Source organism: Allobosea sp. Root670, assembly GCF_001429415.1.
GTDB classification, from domain to species: domain Bacteria; phylum Pseudomonadota; class Alphaproteobacteria; order Rhizobiales; family Beijerinckiaceae; genus Allobosea; species Allobosea robiniae.
Window position 1 is genome coordinate 1 of sequence record NZ_LMJU01000010.1, and the last position, 17534, is coordinate 17534.

Sequence of the window (17534 nt, forward strand, 5' to 3'; positions counted from 1 at the left end):
GGCGGCGCGATGGATCTCGTCGCCGGCGTCAAGAAGGTCATCGTCGTGATGGAGCACGCCAACAAGGCGGGCGAATCCAAGGTGCTGGAGCGCTGCACCTTGCCGCTGACCGGTGCGGGCGTGGTCGACCTCATCGTCACCGATCTCTGCGTGATGAGCTGCGCCAAGGAAAACGGCGGCGGCCTGACCCTGGTCGAGCTCGCGCCAGGCGTCACGCTCGACGAGGTCAAGGCCAAGACCGGCGCATCCTTCACCGTCGCGCCAAGCCTCGCAAAGGCCGCGTGAGCGGGTTCCTTCGCTCCAGGCCGGCGACGACCCCAGCCATGCTGGCCGCGTTCTCGGACGCGGCCACGTTGCGTTCTGCGCTCGCATTCGAGGCCGAACTCGCGCGCGCCGAGGCAGCCGAGGGTCTGATCGGCACCGAGGCTGCCGACACGATCGCGGCGCTCTGCGCCACGATCACGATCGACCCCGCCGAGCTGGCGGAAGAAGCGGCGCTCGCCGGCACGCTGGCGATTCCCTTGGTCGCGCGCCTGCGTGCCGCCCTGACCGGCGAGGCGGCCAAGGTCCTCCACAAGGGCGCGACCAGCCAGGATGTCGCGGATACCGTTCTGGCCTGCCAGATTCGCGCCGCGAGCGACCTGCTCGACCGCGACCTGACGCGCATCACGGCAGCGCTGGCCACCCACGCACGACGCCATGCCGAAACCCCCGCCATCGGCCGAACGCTGTTGCAGGACGCATTGCCGATCGGCTTCGGCCTGCGCATCGCGCATTGGCAGGCCGGTGTGGCGGAAGCCGCGAACCGCCTCCGCAGCGAAGTGGAAACAGGGGCGACCTTGCAATTCGGCGGTGCCGCCGGCTCGCGTGCCGGTCTCGCCGGCAAGAGCGCGGCCGTCTCCGCCCGCCTCGCCGCGGCGCTTAACCTGCCCGATGCACCGCCCTGGCACGCGCGCCGCGGGGGCATCGCCGGGATCGCGACGGCGCTCGCCATTGCGATCGGCGCGCTCGGCAAGATGGCGCGCGACGTCGCGCTTCTCGCCCAGAACGGTATCGGGGAGGCCCGCGAACCGGCGATCCCCGGCCGCGGCGGCTCATCCGCCATGGCCCATAAGCGCAACCCGACCGGCTGCCAGATCGCGCTCTCCGCCAGCCTGCGCGCACCCGGCCTCGCTGCCGGCATCCTCGCAGGCCTCCCCGCCGAGCAGGAACGCGGCCTCGGCGGCTGGCAGGCGGAAGGCCCGGCGCTGGCCGAACTCTTCCTGCTCGCCGCCGGCGCGGCCGATGCCATGGCGGCGGTCGCGGAAGGGCTGGAGATCGACGAGGCCGCCATCGCCCGCAATCTGGCGGCAGCCGGCCTCGGCAGCGACATCGGCGAGAGCGCGGCCCTGGTCGCCGCGCTGCTCGCGCGAGACGATTGAGGAACGGACGATGCCTTTCGCAGCGAGCAATGACGCCCGCATCTACTGGAAGCTCGAGGGCACGGACGACAAGCCCGCCCTCGTCCTGCTGAACTCGATCGGCACCGATCTCGGCTTGTGGGATGCGGCGATGCCCGCCCTGCTCACCGCCTTCCGGGTGTTGCGGCTCGACACGCGAGGCCATGGCGCCTCCGATGCGCCGGGGGGCGACTATTCCCTCGCCCTTCTGGCCGACGATGTCGCCGCGGTCATGGACACAGCCGGCATCCCGCAGGCCGCGATCGCCGGCGTCTCGCTCGGCGGCATGATCGCGATGGAGCTGGCGCTGTCCCGGCCCGAGCGCGTCTCGGCGCTGGCGCTGATCTGCACCTCCGCCACCATGGACAAGGCGGCCTGGCAGGACCGGATCACCAAGGTCCGCACCGGGGGCACTGCGGCGATCGCCGACCTCGCCATGCAGCGCTTCCTCTCACCCGCCTTCTCCGCCGGCCAGCCGGCCATCACGGAGAGCGTCCGGCGCAACCTCGTCGCCATGAACGGCGAGGGCTATGCCGGAGCCGGCGCCGCGATTCGCGACATGGAGCTGATCGGCCGTATCCCCAGCCTCACCTGTCCGACTCTCGTGATCGTCGGCGAGCGCGATGCTTCCACGCCCTTCGCCGGCCATGGCGAGAACCTTCTCGCCGCCATCCCTGGCGCGACGCTTGAGCGGCTCGATTGCGGACATCTCGCGCCGCTCGAAGCCCCCGCCGCGCTCGCCGGCGCCCTGCGCGCCTTCCTCTCGCCCGGCCTTGGCACCGCGGATGCGGCGGAAGCCCTGTTCGAAGCCGGCCTCGAGAACCGCCGCCGCGTGCTCGGCGACGACTGGGTCGACCGATCGCTCGCCAACCGCACGCCGTTCAATGCCGATTTCCAGGCGATGATCACCCGCATCGCCTGGCAGGAGATCTGGAGCCGGCCCGGCCTCGACGACCGCACGCGCCGCCTGCTCGTCCTGGCCATCACCGCGAGCCTTGGCCGTTGGGAGGAGTTCCGCCTCCATGTCCGCGCCGGCCTGACGCGCGGCGGCTTCACCCGCGACGACCTCAAGGAGGTGCTGATGCAGACGGCGATCTATGCCGGCGTCCCCGCCGGCAACACCGCCTTCGCCGAGGCCGCCGCGGTAATGAAGGAAATCGAGGCTGCAGGGTAAGTCGTCTCAGGTCTTCGCTCGGTAATCCGAAGGCGACACGCCCGCCCGCTTGGCGAAGAACCGCGAGAAATAGGCGGGATCGGTGAAGCCGAGCCGGAACGAGATCTGCGAGATCGACATCGCGGTATAGACGAGGTCGCGCCGCGCCTCGATCATCAACCGGTCCTGGATGACCCGCGCGGCGGAACGGCCGAGCAGCTCCCGGCAGGAACGCGACAGATGCGGCACGGAGACGCCGAGCTCGCGCGCGTGATCGTCGAGTGAATCATGGTGCTGGAACCGCCTCTCGACGCGCTCGACGAAACGGCGCACGAGCCCGGCGCGCGGGTCCTTGGCCGGCTCGCCACTGGCCTTCGCGCCGCGCATCGCCCGCACGAACCAGGAAGCGATGAGATCGGCATAGGCCCCGAGCGAAAACTCGCGCGCCGGCAGGTTGGCGGCAAACTCGCGCATGGCAAGCTGCATCAGGGCTTCGAGCATTGTCGCCTGCGCGCCTGACGCAGCCACCGACAGCACGGCCGGCGCCCCGAGCAGCGAACGCGCCTCCGGCTCGCTCTCGAACAGCCGCCTCAGCGAGGTCGCGGCCGCGCTGGCGACGAAACCGTCCGTATCTTCCAGAAACGCGAATTCATGGATGGTCGAGGGTGGCAGCAGGAGGGCCGCGCCCGGCGCAAGCCGATGGTCGCGCCCGTCCACGCGCGTCCGCCCCCCGCCCTGCGTGACCAGGAAGAACTGGAAGAGGTCGTGATGCAGATGCGGCTGGATCGTCCAGCCATGGAGCGAGCTGCGCGCCACGATCGGCTCGATATGGAGCGCGTCAGGAAAGCGTTCCGCCAGACGCTCGCCATAGAGCCAATAAGCAGGGACGATGGTCGCGGGCATGCCGACCTCAGGATCGATTTGTCCAAGACACTGCGCGTTTCCTCCATTCCGTCAACTGCCCGTCAGGGCTTAGCCTCTTCACGCGGATCGAACGGTGCAAGCCGATCGCTTCGCGGGAGGAAAAAAGAACAATGCGGACGCAGGTCGCCATCATCGGCGCGGGGCCCGCGGGACTGCTGCTCGGGCAGCTCCTGTCGCGCGCCGGCATCGACAACGTCATCCTCGAACGGCGCAGCGCCGACTATGTGCTCTCGCGCATCCGCGCCGGCGTGCTCGAACAAGGCATGGTCGATCTCCTGCACGAGGCCGGCGTCGGCGCACGGCTGGATCAGGAGGGCCTGGTCCATGACGGCTTCTCGCTCGCCTTCGGCGGCACGCTCCATAGGCTGGATCTGAAAGACCTGAGCGGCGGCAGGACGGTCACCGTCTACGGCCAGACCGAAGTGACGCGCGACCTGATCGAGGCTCGTCAGGCGCTCGGCCGCCCCACTGTCTACGAGGCCGAGAACGTCGCGCTCCATGATTTCGACGGCGCCGCGCCGCGCCTGACCTTCCAGGCGAACGGGGAGCAGCAGGAGCTGCACTGCGATTTCATCGCCGGCTGCGACGGCTATCACGGCGTCTCCCGCGCCTCCGTCCCGGCGCGCTCCCTGCAAACCTTCGAGCGCGTCTATCCCTTCGGCTGGCTCGGCCTGCTGGTCGACAGACCTCCGGCTGCTCATGAGCTGGTCTACGCCAATCACGAACGCGGCTTCGCGCTTTGCTCGATGCGCTCGGCCGAGCGCAGCCGCTACTATGTGCAGGTCCCGCTCGAAGAGAAGGTGAGCAACTGGTCCGACGACGCCTTCTTCGACGAACTGCGCCGCCGCCTGCCGGCCGAGGTCGCCGAAGCGGTGATAACCGGCCCCTCGTTGGAGAAGAGCATCGCGCCGTTGCGCAGTTTCGTCGCCGAGCCGATGCGTTTCGGCCGGCTCTTCCTGGCGGGCGACGCCGCCCATATCGTGCCACCGACCGGCGCCAAGGGCCTCAATCTCGCCGCCAGCGACATCCGCTATCTCTTCGACGCCTTTCGCGAGCATTATCGCGACGGCTCGGATGCCGGGCTCGACGGCTACTCGGCCCGCGCACTCGCCCGCGTCTGGAAGGCGGAGCGCTTCTCCTGGTGGATGACCAACCTGCTGCATCGCTTCCCGGAGCGGGACGGCTTCGACCAGCGCATCCAGCAGGCCGAGTTCGATTATCTCGTCCAGTCGCGCGCGGCGGCGACGGCCGTCGCCGAGAACTATGTCGGCCTGCCCTACTGAAGGCCGTCTTGCCCTTGCGGCAGAAAATTGCGTTGGTGACGACAAGAGGCTTGGCGCCATGGCGGCGACCGGCCCGAAGAGCTAAAGCAGTGCCGAGTCAGGCAGGATCGGGAGGAGATGGAATGACCAAGGGTTTCCTGAACAGGTTGCTGCCGGCCGGAGCGCTGGCGCTGGCCGGAGCGCTCACGCTCGGTGCTTCCGCCTGGGCCGATACGATCAAGGTCGGCATCATCGGGCCGTTCTCCGGCCCCTTCGCCCTGCAGGGCAAGAATTTCCAGGCCGGCGCCGAGGCCTGGCTGGCCCAGAACGGCAAGAATGTTGCCGGCCACGATATCGAGCTGGTCTATCGCGACCTGCCGACCGCCAATCCGCAGCAGGCCCGCGCGCTGGCGCAGGAGCTGATCGTCCGCGACAAGGTGCAGTATCTCGGCGGCGTCTATTTCACGCCGGATGCGATGGCGATCACCCCGCTGCTGAAGCAGGGCAATGTCCCGCTGGTGATCTTCAACGCCGCGACCTCGGCGATCATGAATTCCTCGCCGCTGGTCGTGCGTACCTCCTTCACCCTGGGGCAGACCACGACGCCGCTCGGCAAGGCGGCAGTGGAGCGCGGCGTCAAGAAATTCGTCTCGATCGTCAGCGATTACGGTCCGGGCGTCGATGCCGAGGGTGCCTTCAAGAAGGCGATCGAGGCGGCCGGCGGCGAGGTCAAGGAAGCGATCCGCATCCCCCTCAACACCACCGAGTTCAGCCCGATCATGCAGCGCATTCGCGATGCCGGGGCCGAGGGCGTCTTCGCCTTCCTGCCGTCGGGCCCGCCGACGCTCGGCTTCGTCAAGGCTTTCAGCGACACCGGCCTGAAGAAGGCGGGCGTCAAGCTCTTCGCGCCGGGCGACCTGACCCAGGAATCGGACCTGCCGGCCCTGGGCGAAGCGGCAGCCGGCCTGATCACCTCGTTCCACTATGCGGTCTCGCATGAATCGGAGATCAACAAGCGCTTCGTCGCCGCAGCCGAGAAGGCAATCGGTGCGCCCGATCTGCTCTCCTTCCCCGCGGTCGGCGCCTATGACGGGATGTTCGTGATCTCCAAGATGATCGCGACCACTGCCGGCAAGCAGGATGCCGAGAAGGCGGTCGAGGCGGTGAAGGGGCTCGGCTGGGAAAGCCCGCGCGGCCCGGTCAAGATCGATCCGGAGACCCGCCACATCACCCAAACGATCTATCTGCGCGAAGTCGCGAAGGATGCGCAGGGCCGCTGGATCAACAAGGAGATCGCCAGCGTGCCGGAGCAGAAGGACCCCGGCCTGGCGAAGTAATACCCTCAGCCTGAAACGCGGCGGGAGCATGCGAGCTCCCGCCCTCCGCTCCCGTTCGACGAGGCCCGCAGCATGCAGACCGCGCTGAGCATCGCCATGGACGCGCTGGCCTATGGCATGGCGCTGTTCATCATCTGCATCGGCCTGTCGCTGACCATGGGCCTGATGCGGGTGGTGAACCTCGCCCATGGCGCCTTCGCCATGATCGGTGGCTATATCGCCTCCTATGCGGCGCGCGATCTCGGCCTCGGCTATGCCTTCGCGATCGTGCTCGCCATGATCGGCACGGTCATTATCGCCGTGCCGCTGGAGCGGCTGCTCTATCGCCGCATCTATGATCGTAGCGAGCTCTCTCAGGTGCTGATGACGATCGGCATCACCTTCTGCGTCATCGGCATCACCAACTATTTCTTCGGCCCGACGCTGAAGACCATTCCCCTGCCGGCAGAGCTCGCCCGCTCGGTCGACCTCGGCTTCCGCAGCATCGCCGGCCACCGGCTTTTCGTCATCGCGAGCGGCCTCGTGGTCGCCGGCGGCCTGTGGTTCCTGATCGAGCGTACCGGCTTCGGCATCCATCTGCGCGCCGCTGTCGAGAATGCGCCGATGGCGCGCGCGCTCGGCATCCGCACCGAGATCATCTATGCCGCGAGCTTCGCGCTGGCCATCGGGCTTGCGGCCTTCGGCGGCGTGGTCGGCGCCGAGTTCCTGCCGATCGAGCCCTATTACGCGCTGCGCTACATGGTGACCTTCCTCGTCGTCGTCTCGGTCGGCGGCGCGGGCTCGATTGCCGGCGCGCTGGCGGCCTGCCTGCTGCTCGGCGCCATCGATGTCACCGCGCGCTACCTCGTGCCGGATTTCGGCAACTTCTTCTTCTATCTCGCGGTGATCCTGGTGGTCTGCGCCTTCCCACGCGGCCTGATGGGACGGGCGCAGTAGCATGGCGACCGCAACGCCAGTGCCCGCATCCACAGGCCGCACGCTCGGTCGCGACCTTCTCGGCCTCGCCCTGATCGCGCTCGTCGGCCTCGCCGGCTACTGGCTCTTTCCCGACAACCTCGCCTTCCTGACCCGCGTCATCTCGGTCGCGCTGCTCGTGCTCTCGCTCGACCTGATCGTCGGCTATTGCGGCATCGCCTCGCTCGGCCAGGGCGCGCTCTATGGCGCCGGAGCCTATGCCGCCGGCATCGCCTGCGTGCATGGCATCACCGACCCCGTCCTGCTCATCCTGATCGGCGCCGCAGCGGGCGGGGTCATGGGGCTCCTGATGGGCGCGATCATGCTGCGCGCCCATGGCCTGCCGCAGCTCGTGCTCTCGATCGCCATCGTCCAGCTCCTGCACGAGGCCGCCAACAAGGCCTCTTCGATCACCGGCGGCAGCGACGGCCTCTCCGGCATGAGCCCCGCTCCGCTCTTCGGCCTCTTCGAGTTCGATCTCTGGGGCCGCAGCGCCTATCTCTTCGGGCTCGGCCTGCTCCTCATCGTCTTCGCTGTGCTGCGCTTCGTCACGCGCTCGCCCTTCGGCATGGTCTGCCGCGGCCTCAAGGAAGACCCGCTCAGGATCAGCGCGCTCGGCATCTATGCCTTCCCGGTCCTGCTCAAGATGTTCGTCATCTCCGGCACTGTCGCCGGCATGGGCGGGGCACTCGCGGCCATCGCGACGCAGGTCGTCGGGCTCGACAGCGTCAGCTTCGAGATTTCAGCCAATGCGCTGGTCATGCTGGTGCTCGGCGGCATCGGCCATCTCTATGGCGCGCTGATCGGCACGGTGATCTTCATGGCGCTTGAGCACATCGTCGCCGCGATCAACCCCTTCCACTGGATGACGCTGGTCGGCGCCGTGCTGATCGCGATCGTGCTCTTCGCCCCGCGCGGACTTTCCGGGACATTGGACGAAATTGCCCGCCTGCTGACGCGCGACCGCTGGAGGGCCGGCCGATGAGCACGGTCTTCGAAGTTTCTGGTCTCTCCAAGGCGTTCGGCGGGCTCAAGGTCAACAGCGACATCTCGCTGGCGATGAACGAGGGCGAGCGCCTCGCCCTGATCGGCCCGAACGGCGCCGGCAAGACCACCTTCGTCAATCTCGCCACCGGCCGCATCCCGCCGAGCGCGGGCCAAGTCCATCTCGCTGGCGAGGACATCACGAGCCTGGGCGCCGTGAAGCGGGTGCGCCGCGGCCTCGTCCGTACGTTCCAGGTCACGCGCCTCTTCCCGGACATGACGCCGGAAGAGCATGTCGTCATGACCATCCTGCAGCGGCTCGGCCGCGCGACGCGCATCCTCGCCCGCTTCCACGGCGATTCCGAAGTGCGCGATGAGGCAGCCGAAATCCTCGCCACGTTGGGCCTGACCGAGGTCGCCCGCCGCAAGGTCGCGACGATCGCCTATGGCCAGCAGCGCCTGCTGGAGATTGCGATCGCCCTGGCGCAGCGCCCCAAGGTGCTCTTGCTCGACGAGCCCGCCGCCGGCGTGCCGTCCAGCGACACGCCGCGCATCGAGGAAGCGCTCGCAAGGCTGCCGGCCTCGCTGGCCGTTCTGATGATCGAGCACGACATGGACCTCGTCTTCCGCTTCGCCAGGCGGGTCGTGGTGCTGGCCGCAGGCGAGCTCATCTTCCAGGGCCTGCCGGCCGAGGTCGCCAGGGACCCCAAGGTCCGCGAAGCCTATCTCGGGAGCTATGCCCATGCCGGCGGCTGAGCTCGACGTCCGCAACCTCAGCGCCGGCTACGGCCAGACCCATGTGCTGGAGGATGTCTCCTTCGCGGTGCCGGCGGGCGGACGCCTCTCGATCCTCGGCCGCAACGGCATGGGCAAGACCACGCTGATGGCGAGCCTGATGGGGCTGACCCGCCGCTATGCCGGCAGCATCAGCCTCGGTGGGCAGGATGTCACCGCGCTCGGCACGGCGGCCCGTGCCCATGGCGGCATCGGCCTCGTTCCGCAGACCCGCGAGATCTTCAAGGGCCTGACAGTGGAGGAGAATCTCTTTGCCGGGTTGAAGGGCCGCCCGCGCACGGCAATCGAAGAGGCCTATGCGCTCTTTCCGCGCCTCGGGGAGCGCCGTCGCAATCTTGGCTCGCAGCTATCCGGCGGCGAGCAGCAGATGCTGGCAACGGCGCGCACCATCCTCGGCCAGCCCTCCGTCCTGCTGCTCGACGAGCCGCTGGAGGGATTGGCTCCGGTGATCTGCGACATTCTGATGGAGGCTTTCGGCCGCCTCGCCGCCAGCGGCGCGATGACCATCCTCTTCGTCGAGCAGCGATTGGAAAGCGCACTCGCCTTCGCCGATGACGTCATCATCCTCGAACGCGGCCGGATCGTCTGGTCGGGCAAGCCCGACGCGCTGCGGGCGGATGCCGACGTGCTCGAACGCTATATCGGCGTCGGCGGGCTGCACTGAGCCGCCGACGCCGGCGTGACCTCACACCACGAGATCGAGCGGCGGCACCGGCTCGCCGCGCGAGACATGCTGCATGTTGGCGAACATGCGCTTCACCACCGGCGCGAAATTATCGGAGGCCATGGCGGCGAGATGCGGCGTCGTCACGAGATTGTCGAGGGTCAGCAGCTGGCTGTCCGCCGGCAGGGGCTCGATCTCGTAGACATCCATCGCCGCCCCCGCGATCTCCTTCGCCCGGAGCGCCGTGACGAGGTCCGCCTCGTTGACGACGCCGCCACGCGCGCAATTGATCAGCACCGCCGTCTTCTTCATCTTCCTGAGCGCCGCGAGGTCGATCAGGTCCTTGGTTTCCGGTGTCAGCGGGCAATGCAGCGAGACGACGTCGGCCTGCGTCAGGATCTCCTCCATCGAGGCATGCTTGACGCCGAGCGCCGCTTCCTCGGCGGCATCGAGCGGCGTGCGCTTGCTGTAGAGGATGGTACAGCCGAAGCCTTTCAGAAGCTTAGCGAAATTCTTGCCGATCGCGCCAAAACCGACGACGCCGACCGTCTTGCCCGAGAGCGTATAGGTGTCGGACGGCAATTGGCCGGTGCGCCAGTTGCCCTTCTTCAGCTCGGCATTGCCATAGGCGATCAGGCGGAGCGTCGAGATCGTCAGGCCGAGCGCGAATTCGGAGACGGCGACCGCATTGGACCCGGTCGTGCGGGCGACCTTGATGCCGAGCTCCTTGGCCGTCGCGATGTCGATGTTGTCGTAGCCGACGCCCCATTTATGCAGGAGCTTCAGCTTCTTCGCCGCGCGCAGCACCCCGCCGGAGACGCCGACCTGGCCGGAGATCGCATAATCGGCCTCGGCAATGATCTCCTTCATATGCTCGTCGCCGCGGGCCGTGCCGTGGGTCAGCACGAAGCCTTCAGGCAGGAATTCGCGCAGGCGGTCGGCCCGCTCGGGCGTGGTCATGTCGAGGAGGCAGATGGTCTCGGGCATGGGATGGTCCAGTCGAAAAGATCGGGTCAGATGGTGAAGCGGGCGCCGGCGCGGGCGAGCCCGCCGGAGATGGCGACGGGCGTGCCGTCGGCGCGCCAGCAGGCGGCGCCGGTCAAGGTGCCGTCCGGGTTGAAGGCGATGGCGTTCATGCCGCCGGCGACCCGCGGCGAGCGCACCACCTTGTGGCCCCGCGCGATCAGCGCCTGCGCCACGGCCTCGGGGATCGCTTCCTCGAGTTCGAGCACGCCGCCCTCAGTCCAGACGCGCGGCGCCTCGACCGCCTCCTGCAGGCTCATGCGGTGGTCGATCAGGTTGACGATCGCCTGCAGGGCCGAGGGGAAGATGCGCAGCGCCCCGGGCAGGCCGAGCGCAAAGGCGATCCGGCCGTCCTTCAACGCCATCATCGGCGCCATCGAGGTGAAGACCCGCTTGCCCGGCGCAATCGAGAGCGCGCGGCCGGGATGCGGGTCGAAGTTGTACATGTAGTTGTTGGCGATCATGCCGGTGCCGGGGATCTGCACGCAGGCGCCGAACAGCCCGTTGATCGTCTGCGTCGCGCTGACGACATTGCCCATGGCATCGGCGACGGTGACATGGGTGGTGTCGGCGGATTCGCCGCCGGAGAGCCCTGCCGTCCAGCTCTTGGCCTGCCCCATCTCGATCAGCGCGCGGCGCTCGTCGGCATAGGCCTTGTCGATCAGTCTCGCGACCGGGACCTTGACGAAGGCCGGATCCGCGGTCGCCACGGCGCGGTCGGCAAAGGCGATCTTCAGGGCCTCGGCAAGCAGGTGCACGGCGTCCGTCGAACCGAAGCCGAGCGAGCCGATATCGTAGCCTTCGAGGATATTCAGCATCTGCGTGATATGCACGCCCGAGGACGAGGGCGGCGGCGGGCCGATGATCTCATAGCCGCGATAGGAGCCCCGGATCGGCTCGCGCAGTTCGATGCTGTAATTGGCGAGATCGGCCTGATCGATCAGCCCGCCATTTTTCGCCATGTAGTCGGTCAGCGCCCGTCCGAGCTTCCCGCCATAGAGCGCCTCCGGCCCCTCCGCCGCGATCAGCTTCAGGCTTGCCGCATAGTCGGATTGGACGAGGCGCATGCCCGGCTGGAGCGGCTGCCCACCCGGCAGCAGCATCGCGGCAAGGCCGGGATCGCGGGCGAGGTCAGCCGCATTGTCGGTGATGCAGTTCGAGAGATAGGGCGTGACGACGAAGCCGCGCTCCGCCAGTCCGATCGCGGGCTGGAGAACATCGGCCAGCGTCAGCGTGCCGAAGCGCGCGAGCGCCTCGCACCAGCCCTTGAGCGCACCGGGAACCGCAACCGCCTTGGCCCCGACCACGTTCTCGCGCTCGCGCGTGTCGCGCTGCTTGCCGATCTCATCGGACAGGCAGTCATACATGTCGGCCGTCGCCTTGCCCGGCGCAGTCGAGAGATTGTCGATCACGACATGGCGCCCGTCGGCGAGGCGGATATGGCTCAGCCCCCCGCCGAGGATGCCGACCATCATCGGCTCGGCCACCGTCAGCGCGAAGAGCGAGGCGACGGCCGCATCGATGGCGTTGCCGCCGGCGAGCAGGATCTGCGCGCCGGCCGCCGAAGCGAGCGGATGATTGGTGACGACCATGCCGCGCGAGCCGCTCGCCGGCTTCTTCTCGCAGGTGAAATCGGCGACGCGCGGGACGGGGACGGGAGCGTTCATGATCGGCCTCTTCAGCCCTTTGCCGCAGCGATGGCGTCGAGCACCATCTTGGTCGCGCCGGAGATGTCGCCGAGCTTCTCGCCCGCCTTCACCCGGCCCTGGCTGCGCTCGCCGCGCTCCTGCCGGGCGATGGCGGCGTCGGCAAGCGCCTCGGCCTCGGCGCGCGGCAGCACCAGCACGCCGGATTCGTCGGCGAGGATGACATCGCCGGCCTTGACCGGGACATTGCCGCAGGAGATCGGCAGGTTCAGCGTGCCACCGAGATTGTAAAGCCGCGTGGTGATCGGCGACATGCCGCGACACCACATCGGGAAGTCGGAATCCTCAATCTCGGCAAGATCGGTGCAGGGGCCGTCGACGATGCCGCCGACCGCGCCGGCCGCCTTCGCCGCGACGGTGACGCCGCCGCCCCAGCAGGCGTGCTTGTCGTCGCCGAGACGGTCGACGACGAGGATGTCGCCCGGGCGCAGCAGACCAAGCGTGTGGTGCAGCAGGGTCGAATCCTGGCCGGGGATCGCCAGCGTCACGGCCGCCGCGGCGATGCGCTTGCCGCGCAGCAGCGGCTGGATGCCGCGATCCATGAAGCCCCAGTGCTGGGAATGGCCGATGGTCGCAGTCTCGACCTTCTGCAGCTTCTCGACCAGCGCCGCCGGCAGCTGCTCGGGCATGGCTTCGATGCGATAATCAGGCATGGGCGTCTCCTATTTCCCTACGGCACGGGCAACGCCGACGAGGCGTTCGACCACGAGAACGACGGCGAGCGTCGCGACGATGAGCACCACGGACAAGGCCGCGATGAGCGGATCGGTGCGGCCCTCGACATAGCGCACCATCTCGACCGGCAGGGTCGAGGCGCGCGGGCCGGCGATGAAGAGCGAGATAACCGTCTCGTCGAAGGAGAGCAGGAAGGACAGGCAGGCGCAGGCGATCAGGCCGGGCGTCGCCAAAGGCAGCGTCACCCGCCGCACCACACGCCAGGGCGTGGCGCCGAGCGTGGCCGCGGCGGCCTCGATATCGTCGGGCAGGTTCGCGAGCGCCGTCGCCATCATCCGGATCACGAAGGGCACAGTCACCGTCATATGGCCGAGAACGAGGCCGGGCAGCGTCGCCGTCAGCTTCAGCGGCGAGAAGAACAGCAGCAATGCGAGGCCGGTGATGAGCGTGGGCAGCAGCAGCGGCGCCAGGAAGAAGCCGGTCAGCGCCGCCTTGCCCGGGAACTGGCCTTTCGCCAGCGCGAGCGCAGCGGGCACACCAACCGCCAGCGACAGCAGCGTCACCACCGCCGCGATCCGCACGCTGAGCCAGAGCGCCGTCAGCAGCGGCCCGTTGCTGGCGAGCTGGTTGAACCAGCGCAGCGAATAGCCCGAGGGCGGGAATAGGATGAAATTGTCAGCCGAGAAGGCCAGCATGACCACGACGGCGATCGGCGCCAGGATCATCACATAGACCAGCGCCGCGAAGCTGGAGAGAACGCGCCCCGCCCCGGTCATCGCTGCAGCCTCCGCGCCACCAGGTTGGAGACCACGAGCAGGGCGAGCAGCAGGACGAGCGTGTAGATCGCGAGCACCGCCGCGACCGGCCAGTTGGTGTTGGTCGTGGCCTGCTCGAAGATCTCGGTTGCCAGCACGAAGACGCGCCCACCGCCCAAGAGCTTGGGCGTGATATAGGCCGACATCGAGAGCACGAAGCCCAAACCCGCCGCGAGCGCGATCGCCGGCAGGCTGAGCGGCAGGGTAACGCGCCGGAAGGTCCGGAACGGCGAGGCGCCCAGCGAGCGCGCCGCCTCCTCCAGCGTGCGGTCGAGCCGGCCGAAGCCGGCGAGCAGCGCCAGGATCATATAGGGCATGATGCTCTCGGCGAGGCCGATGGTGACGCCGGTCCAGTTGAAGACGAGCTTCAGCGGCGTCGAGATCAGGCCGAGCGATTGCAGCGTCGTGTTGACCAGCCCGCGATCGCCGAGGATGGCGAGCCAGCCGAAGACGCGCACCACGCCGGAAACCAGCATGGGCATGATCGCGACAACCGCGAGCAGGCCACGGAAGCGGGAATCGGTGCGGAACAGGAAGAGCGAGACGGGATAGGCCAGGCACAAGGCGATCAGCGTCGAGACCGACGAGAGCCAGAGCGAGTTCAGCGTCAGTTCGAAGGTGAAGCTGTCATGGAAGGTGGCGCGCGCGGTCTCCAGCGACCAGGCCTCGACCATCGCGCCGGTCGGCCCGACCTCGTTGAAGGCGTTGCGGAACAGACCGAGCGACGGCCAGACATAGATGACGAGCAGGAACAGCGTCGCCGGGATCAGCAGCAGCGGCAGGCGGCGCGAGACGGTCATGACGCCTCGCGCGCGAAGACACGGCTTTCCGCCCGCGGCCAGACGATCGCGACCTCGCTGCCCTCGGTCGGCGCGGCCGAGCCCGACGGCATCTCGACCGTAAGCTGCCCGCCTGCATCCTCGACCAGCACCTCGACATGGTCGCCGACGAAGACGCTGCGCAGCACGCGGCCTGTCAGTCGCGCCGCATCGCCGCTGGCCGGCTCGGAAATCGGCACGATGCGCATGCGCTGCGGCCGGACGAAGAGATCCGCATTCTCTGCGGGCTCGACCGGCACGGGCTGTTCCCAGACGGTCGCGCGGCCCTGCGCATCGCGCGCCAGCGGCAGGACATTGGCGCGCCCGACGAACTCGGCCACGAAACGGGTCGCCGGGCGGTCGTAGATATCTTCGGCATTGCCGATCTGGGCGATGCGGCCGCGATGCATCACGGCGATCCGGTCGCACATCGTCAGCGCCTCGACCTGGTCATGCGTGACGAAGAGCGTGGTGATGCCGAGCGTGCGCTGGATCGAGCGGATCTCGTGGCGCATCGCATCGCGCAGCTTGGCGTCGAGATTGGACAGGGATTCGTCGAGCAACAGCACGGAGGGCTGGATGACCAGCGCGCGAGCGAGCGCGACGCGCTGCTGCTGGCCGCCCGAGAGCTCTTTCGGGCGGCGCTGCTCCAGGCCGCTGAGCCGGACCAGCGCCAGCCCTTCCTGGACGCGCTTCTCGATTTCGGAGCGCGAGGCGCCACGCTCTTCCAGGCCGAAGGCGATGTTGCGGCCGACCGAGAGATGCGGGAACAGCGCATAGGACTGGAAGACATAACCCATATTGCGCTTATGGGCCGGCAGCCTGGTGATCTCGCTGCCGTCGAGCGTCATCGTGCCGCGGTTCGGTTCGATCAACCCGGCGAGCATGCGCAAGGTCGTGGTCTTGCCGCAGCCTGAGGAGCCGAGCAGCGCGACGGATTCGCCCTGCTCCACCGAGAGTGAAACGTCGTCGACCGCGACCGCGTTGCCGTAGCGCTTCTGCAGCCCGGCGAGTTCGAGATAGCTCATCGCCTGCCGCTCAGCGTGCCGCCGCGATGACCTCGCGCCGCCAGCGGTTGTTCCACTGGTCGCGCACCTTCAGGACCTCGTTCCAATCGACCGGGATCATACGGGCGCGGTTCTCTGGCGAAGCAGCAGTGCGTGCCAGTGCCTTGGCGTCGATATCGGCCTTGGCATTGGTCGGCGCATAGAACATCCGCTCGGTGAATGCCTTCTGCGGGCCCTGCGACAGCGCATGCGCGACGAAAGCCGCCGCTGCAGCGCGGTTCTTCGAGCCGGCCGTCAGGTTGATCGTGTTAACCTGGAAGACCGAGCCCTCGGGTGGCAGCAGCGCATTGATCTTGCCGCCGGTCTGGTCGGAATAGAGCTGGGCCCGCGCGTTCCAGCCGGTCGCGACCTTCGCCACGCCGTTCAGGATCAGCGAATAGCCGTCCGGGTTGGGGTCAAAGGTCTTCACGCCGGGAGCGAGCTCCTTCAGCTTCTTCATCGCGGCGTCGATCGACTTGCGATAGTCGCCGCCCTCCATCTTCTCGGTCATTGCCGTCAGCGCCAGGCCCTGGATGTTCGGCGGCGCGGCGAGCGCGATATGACCCTTGAGATCCGGGCGCCAGAGATCGGCGAGCTTGGCGATCTGGGGGCTGAGCGCCGCGTCCTGGACGATCACGAGATGGTCGAAGGTCACCGCCGGGCCGAATTCACCGCCGGCCGCGCGTGCCTCCGGCAGGAGCTCGTTCAGCACCGGGAATTCGGAGGGATTGAGCTTCTCGAACAACCCCTCGAGATTGCCGATGCTGGAGGTGGTGACGTCCATGATCACCACGTCGGTCTGCGGATCGGCCTTCTGCGCACGCACGCTGCCGACCATCTGGGCCGAGGAGCCGCCGGGCACGAAGTTCACCTTCACGCCCGGATGCGCCTGCTGGAACGGCTCGATCACCGCCTTGGTGTAGTTGTCCTGGAAGATGCCCGCATAGGACATCAGCGTGATCTGCCCCGAGAGTGTCTGCGCCCGGAGAGCGGCCGGCATCGCGATCGTGGCGAGGCCGGACTGGATGACGAGGCGGCGGGTGAGCATGGGATAACTCCTGCTGTGACGCCGCCTCGGGCGGCTGGTTAGCGAGCTGTCAGCTCAGGCCGGAATCTTGGCGGCGAAATGAGCCACGAAGCGCGCGACGACATCGCTCAGCTTCTCCGCCAGCTTCGCCCCCGTCTCGGCCGAGCAGAGCGTCGGATCGCCCTTGCCGACGCCGTCATGATAGACCTCGTCGTATTCGTGCGGCACCCCCACTTCGGCGCCGTCGAAGCTCGCGGTGCCCAGGCCCGTGAAGGGCAGGTCGAGGATGGGATCGCGCTTCATCGGCTTGCCGGCCGGGATGAGGTCCTTGCGGATCAACTCGGGGAAGAGGTGCAGGCCGAGGCTGGTCAGCGGGTCGGCGCCATGGCCGGAGACCTTCGCCGACGTCTCGGCGCCGACGATGCCCGGCAGCATGCCGTAGGCGATGCGCCAGAGATAGAGGCTCGGCAGCACGATGCGCTCGCGCTGGTAGAGCTCGCGCGCGACCTCGGAGATCGGGCCGACATTGCCGCCATGGCCGTTGATCACGATGATCCGGGTCAGGCCGTTGCGATGCAGCGAGTCGACCATCTCGGCGATCACGGCCGTCAGCGTGCTCTGCGAGATGGCGATGCCGCCGATCATCGGGCCAAACCAGTCCGCCCCGCCATAGGGCAGCACCGGCGCGACCAGCGTGCGCGTGCCGGCCTTGCTCGCCTGCAGCGCGGCAAGCTCGGCGATCTTTTCGGCCAGCAGGTAGTCGCCCATCGGCGCATGCGGACCCTGGTCCTCGTGGCTGCCCATCGGCAGCAGGATCACCGGGTTGGACTGGAGCAGCTCGCGCGCCTCCCCGCCCGTGATGGTGCCCATATGGACGAGAGGATCTGTCTTGGTAGCCATGGCGTGGTCCTT

Annotated in this window: 18 protein-coding genes; 9 read left to right on the top strand and 9 right to left on the bottom strand. The window is 68.1% G+C overall.

Annotated elements, in window-relative coordinates:
• The 3 genes from ASE61_RS09655 to pcaD all read left to right on the top strand — a co-directional run.
• A partial coding sequence (locus ASE61_RS09655) for a CoA-transferase (RefSeq protein ID WP_320409867.1) occupies positions 1-285 on the top strand: 285 nt, incomplete at its 5' end.
• Between the two features lie 38 nt (positions 286-323).
• Positions 324-1421 carry a lyase family protein gene (locus ASE61_RS09660; protein WP_200959622.1) on the top strand — a complete coding sequence of 366 codons (1098 nt, stop codon included), beginning with the start codon at positions 324-326 and terminating at the stop codon, positions 1419-1421.
• Positions 1422-1431: 10 nt separating this feature from the next.
• Entirely contained in the window at positions 1432-2613 is a 1182-nt protein-coding gene (gene pcaD, locus ASE61_RS27150) for a 3-oxoadipate enol-lactonase (protein WP_061966687.1), read from the top strand.
• A 6-nt stretch (positions 2614-2619) separates the two neighbouring features.
• On the opposite strand, the gene ASE61_RS09670 is transcribed toward pcaD, so the two are convergent.
• Positions 2620-3495 (bottom strand): helix-turn-helix domain-containing protein, encoded by an 876-nt coding sequence (locus tag ASE61_RS09670; RefSeq protein WP_061966688.1) that lies wholly within the window; start codon positions 3493-3495, stop codon positions 2620-2622.
• A gap of 131 nt (positions 3496-3626) precedes the next feature.
• Between ASE61_RS09670 and pobA the strand changes: the two genes are divergently transcribed.
• From pobA to ASE61_RS09700, 6 genes are all read left to right on the top strand, one after another.
• Positions 3627-4799 carry a 4-hydroxybenzoate 3-monooxygenase gene (gene pobA / locus ASE61_RS09675; RefSeq protein WP_061966689.1) on the top strand — a complete coding sequence of 391 codons (1173 nt, stop codon included), beginning with the start codon at positions 3627-3629 and terminating at the stop codon, positions 4797-4799.
• Between the two features lie 122 nt (positions 4800-4921).
• Entirely contained in the window at positions 4922-6115 is a 1194-nt protein-coding gene (locus ASE61_RS09680; RefSeq protein WP_061966690.1) for an ABC transporter substrate-binding protein, read from the top strand.
• Between the two features lie 72 nt (positions 6116-6187).
• Entirely contained in the window at positions 6188-7051 is an 864-nt protein-coding gene (locus tag ASE61_RS09685) for a branched-chain amino acid ABC transporter permease (protein WP_061966691.1), read from the top strand.
• Position 7052: 1 nt separating this feature from the next.
• Entirely contained in the window at positions 7053-8054 is a 1002-nt protein-coding gene (locus ASE61_RS09690) for a branched-chain amino acid ABC transporter permease (RefSeq protein WP_061966692.1), read from the top strand.
• Entirely contained in the window at positions 8051-8809 is a 759-nt protein-coding gene (locus ASE61_RS09695) for an ABC transporter ATP-binding protein (protein ID WP_061966693.1), read from the top strand. Before ASE61_RS09690 ends, ASE61_RS09695 begins: the two co-directional genes overlap by 4 nt.
• Positions 8796-9512: an ABC transporter ATP-binding protein gene (locus tag ASE61_RS09700; RefSeq protein WP_061966694.1), complete on the top strand. Its 717-nt coding sequence runs from the start codon at positions 8796-8798 to the stop codon at positions 9510-9512. The genes ASE61_RS09695 and ASE61_RS09700 overlap by 14 nt, the downstream gene beginning before the upstream one ends.
• 21 nt (positions 9513-9533) lie before the next feature.
• On the opposite strand, the gene ASE61_RS09705 is transcribed toward ASE61_RS09700, so the two are convergent.
• From ASE61_RS09705 to ASE61_RS09740, 8 genes are read right to left on the bottom strand one after another with little or no spacing between them, the layout of a single operon-like run.
• Positions 9534-10499, bottom strand: coding sequence for a 2-hydroxyacid dehydrogenase (locus ASE61_RS09705; RefSeq protein WP_061966695.1), 966 nt, complete (start codon positions 10497-10499; stop codon positions 9534-9536).
• A gap of 26 nt (positions 10500-10525) precedes the next feature.
• A complete protein-coding gene (locus tag ASE61_RS09710; protein WP_061966696.1) occupies positions 10526-12202 on the bottom strand; it encodes a cephalosporin acylase I in 1677 nt (558 codons plus the stop codon).
• 11 nt (positions 12203-12213) lie between these two features.
• Entirely contained in the window at positions 12214-12894 is a 681-nt protein-coding gene (locus ASE61_RS09715) for an RraA family protein (RefSeq protein WP_061966697.1), read from the bottom strand.
• Between the two features lie 9 nt (positions 12895-12903).
• Positions 12904-13692: an ABC transporter permease gene (locus tag ASE61_RS09720; RefSeq protein WP_061966698.1), complete on the bottom strand. Its 789-nt coding sequence runs from the start codon at positions 13690-13692 to the stop codon at positions 12904-12906.
• The gene (locus tag ASE61_RS09725) at positions 13689-14531 is read right to left on the bottom strand and encodes an ABC transporter permease (RefSeq protein WP_061966699.1); all 843 of its coding nucleotides are present in this window, start codon (positions 14529-14531) and stop codon (positions 13689-13691) included. The genes ASE61_RS09720 and ASE61_RS09725 overlap by 4 nt, the downstream gene beginning before the upstream one ends.
• A complete protein-coding gene (locus tag ASE61_RS09730) occupies positions 14528-15577 on the bottom strand; it encodes an ABC transporter ATP-binding protein (RefSeq protein ID WP_061966700.1) in 1050 nt (349 codons plus the stop codon). The genes ASE61_RS09725 and ASE61_RS09730 overlap by 4 nt, the downstream gene beginning before the upstream one ends.
• A gap of 10 nt (positions 15578-15587) precedes the next feature.
• A complete protein-coding gene (locus ASE61_RS09735; RefSeq protein WP_061966701.1) occupies positions 15588-16643 on the bottom strand; it encodes an extracellular solute-binding protein in 1056 nt (351 codons plus the stop codon).
• Between the two features lie 54 nt (positions 16644-16697).
• Positions 16698-17522 (bottom strand): creatininase family protein, encoded by an 825-nt coding sequence (locus ASE61_RS09740; protein ID WP_061966702.1) that lies wholly within the window; start codon positions 17520-17522, stop codon positions 16698-16700.
• Between the last annotated feature and the right edge of the window lie 12 nt (positions 17523-17534).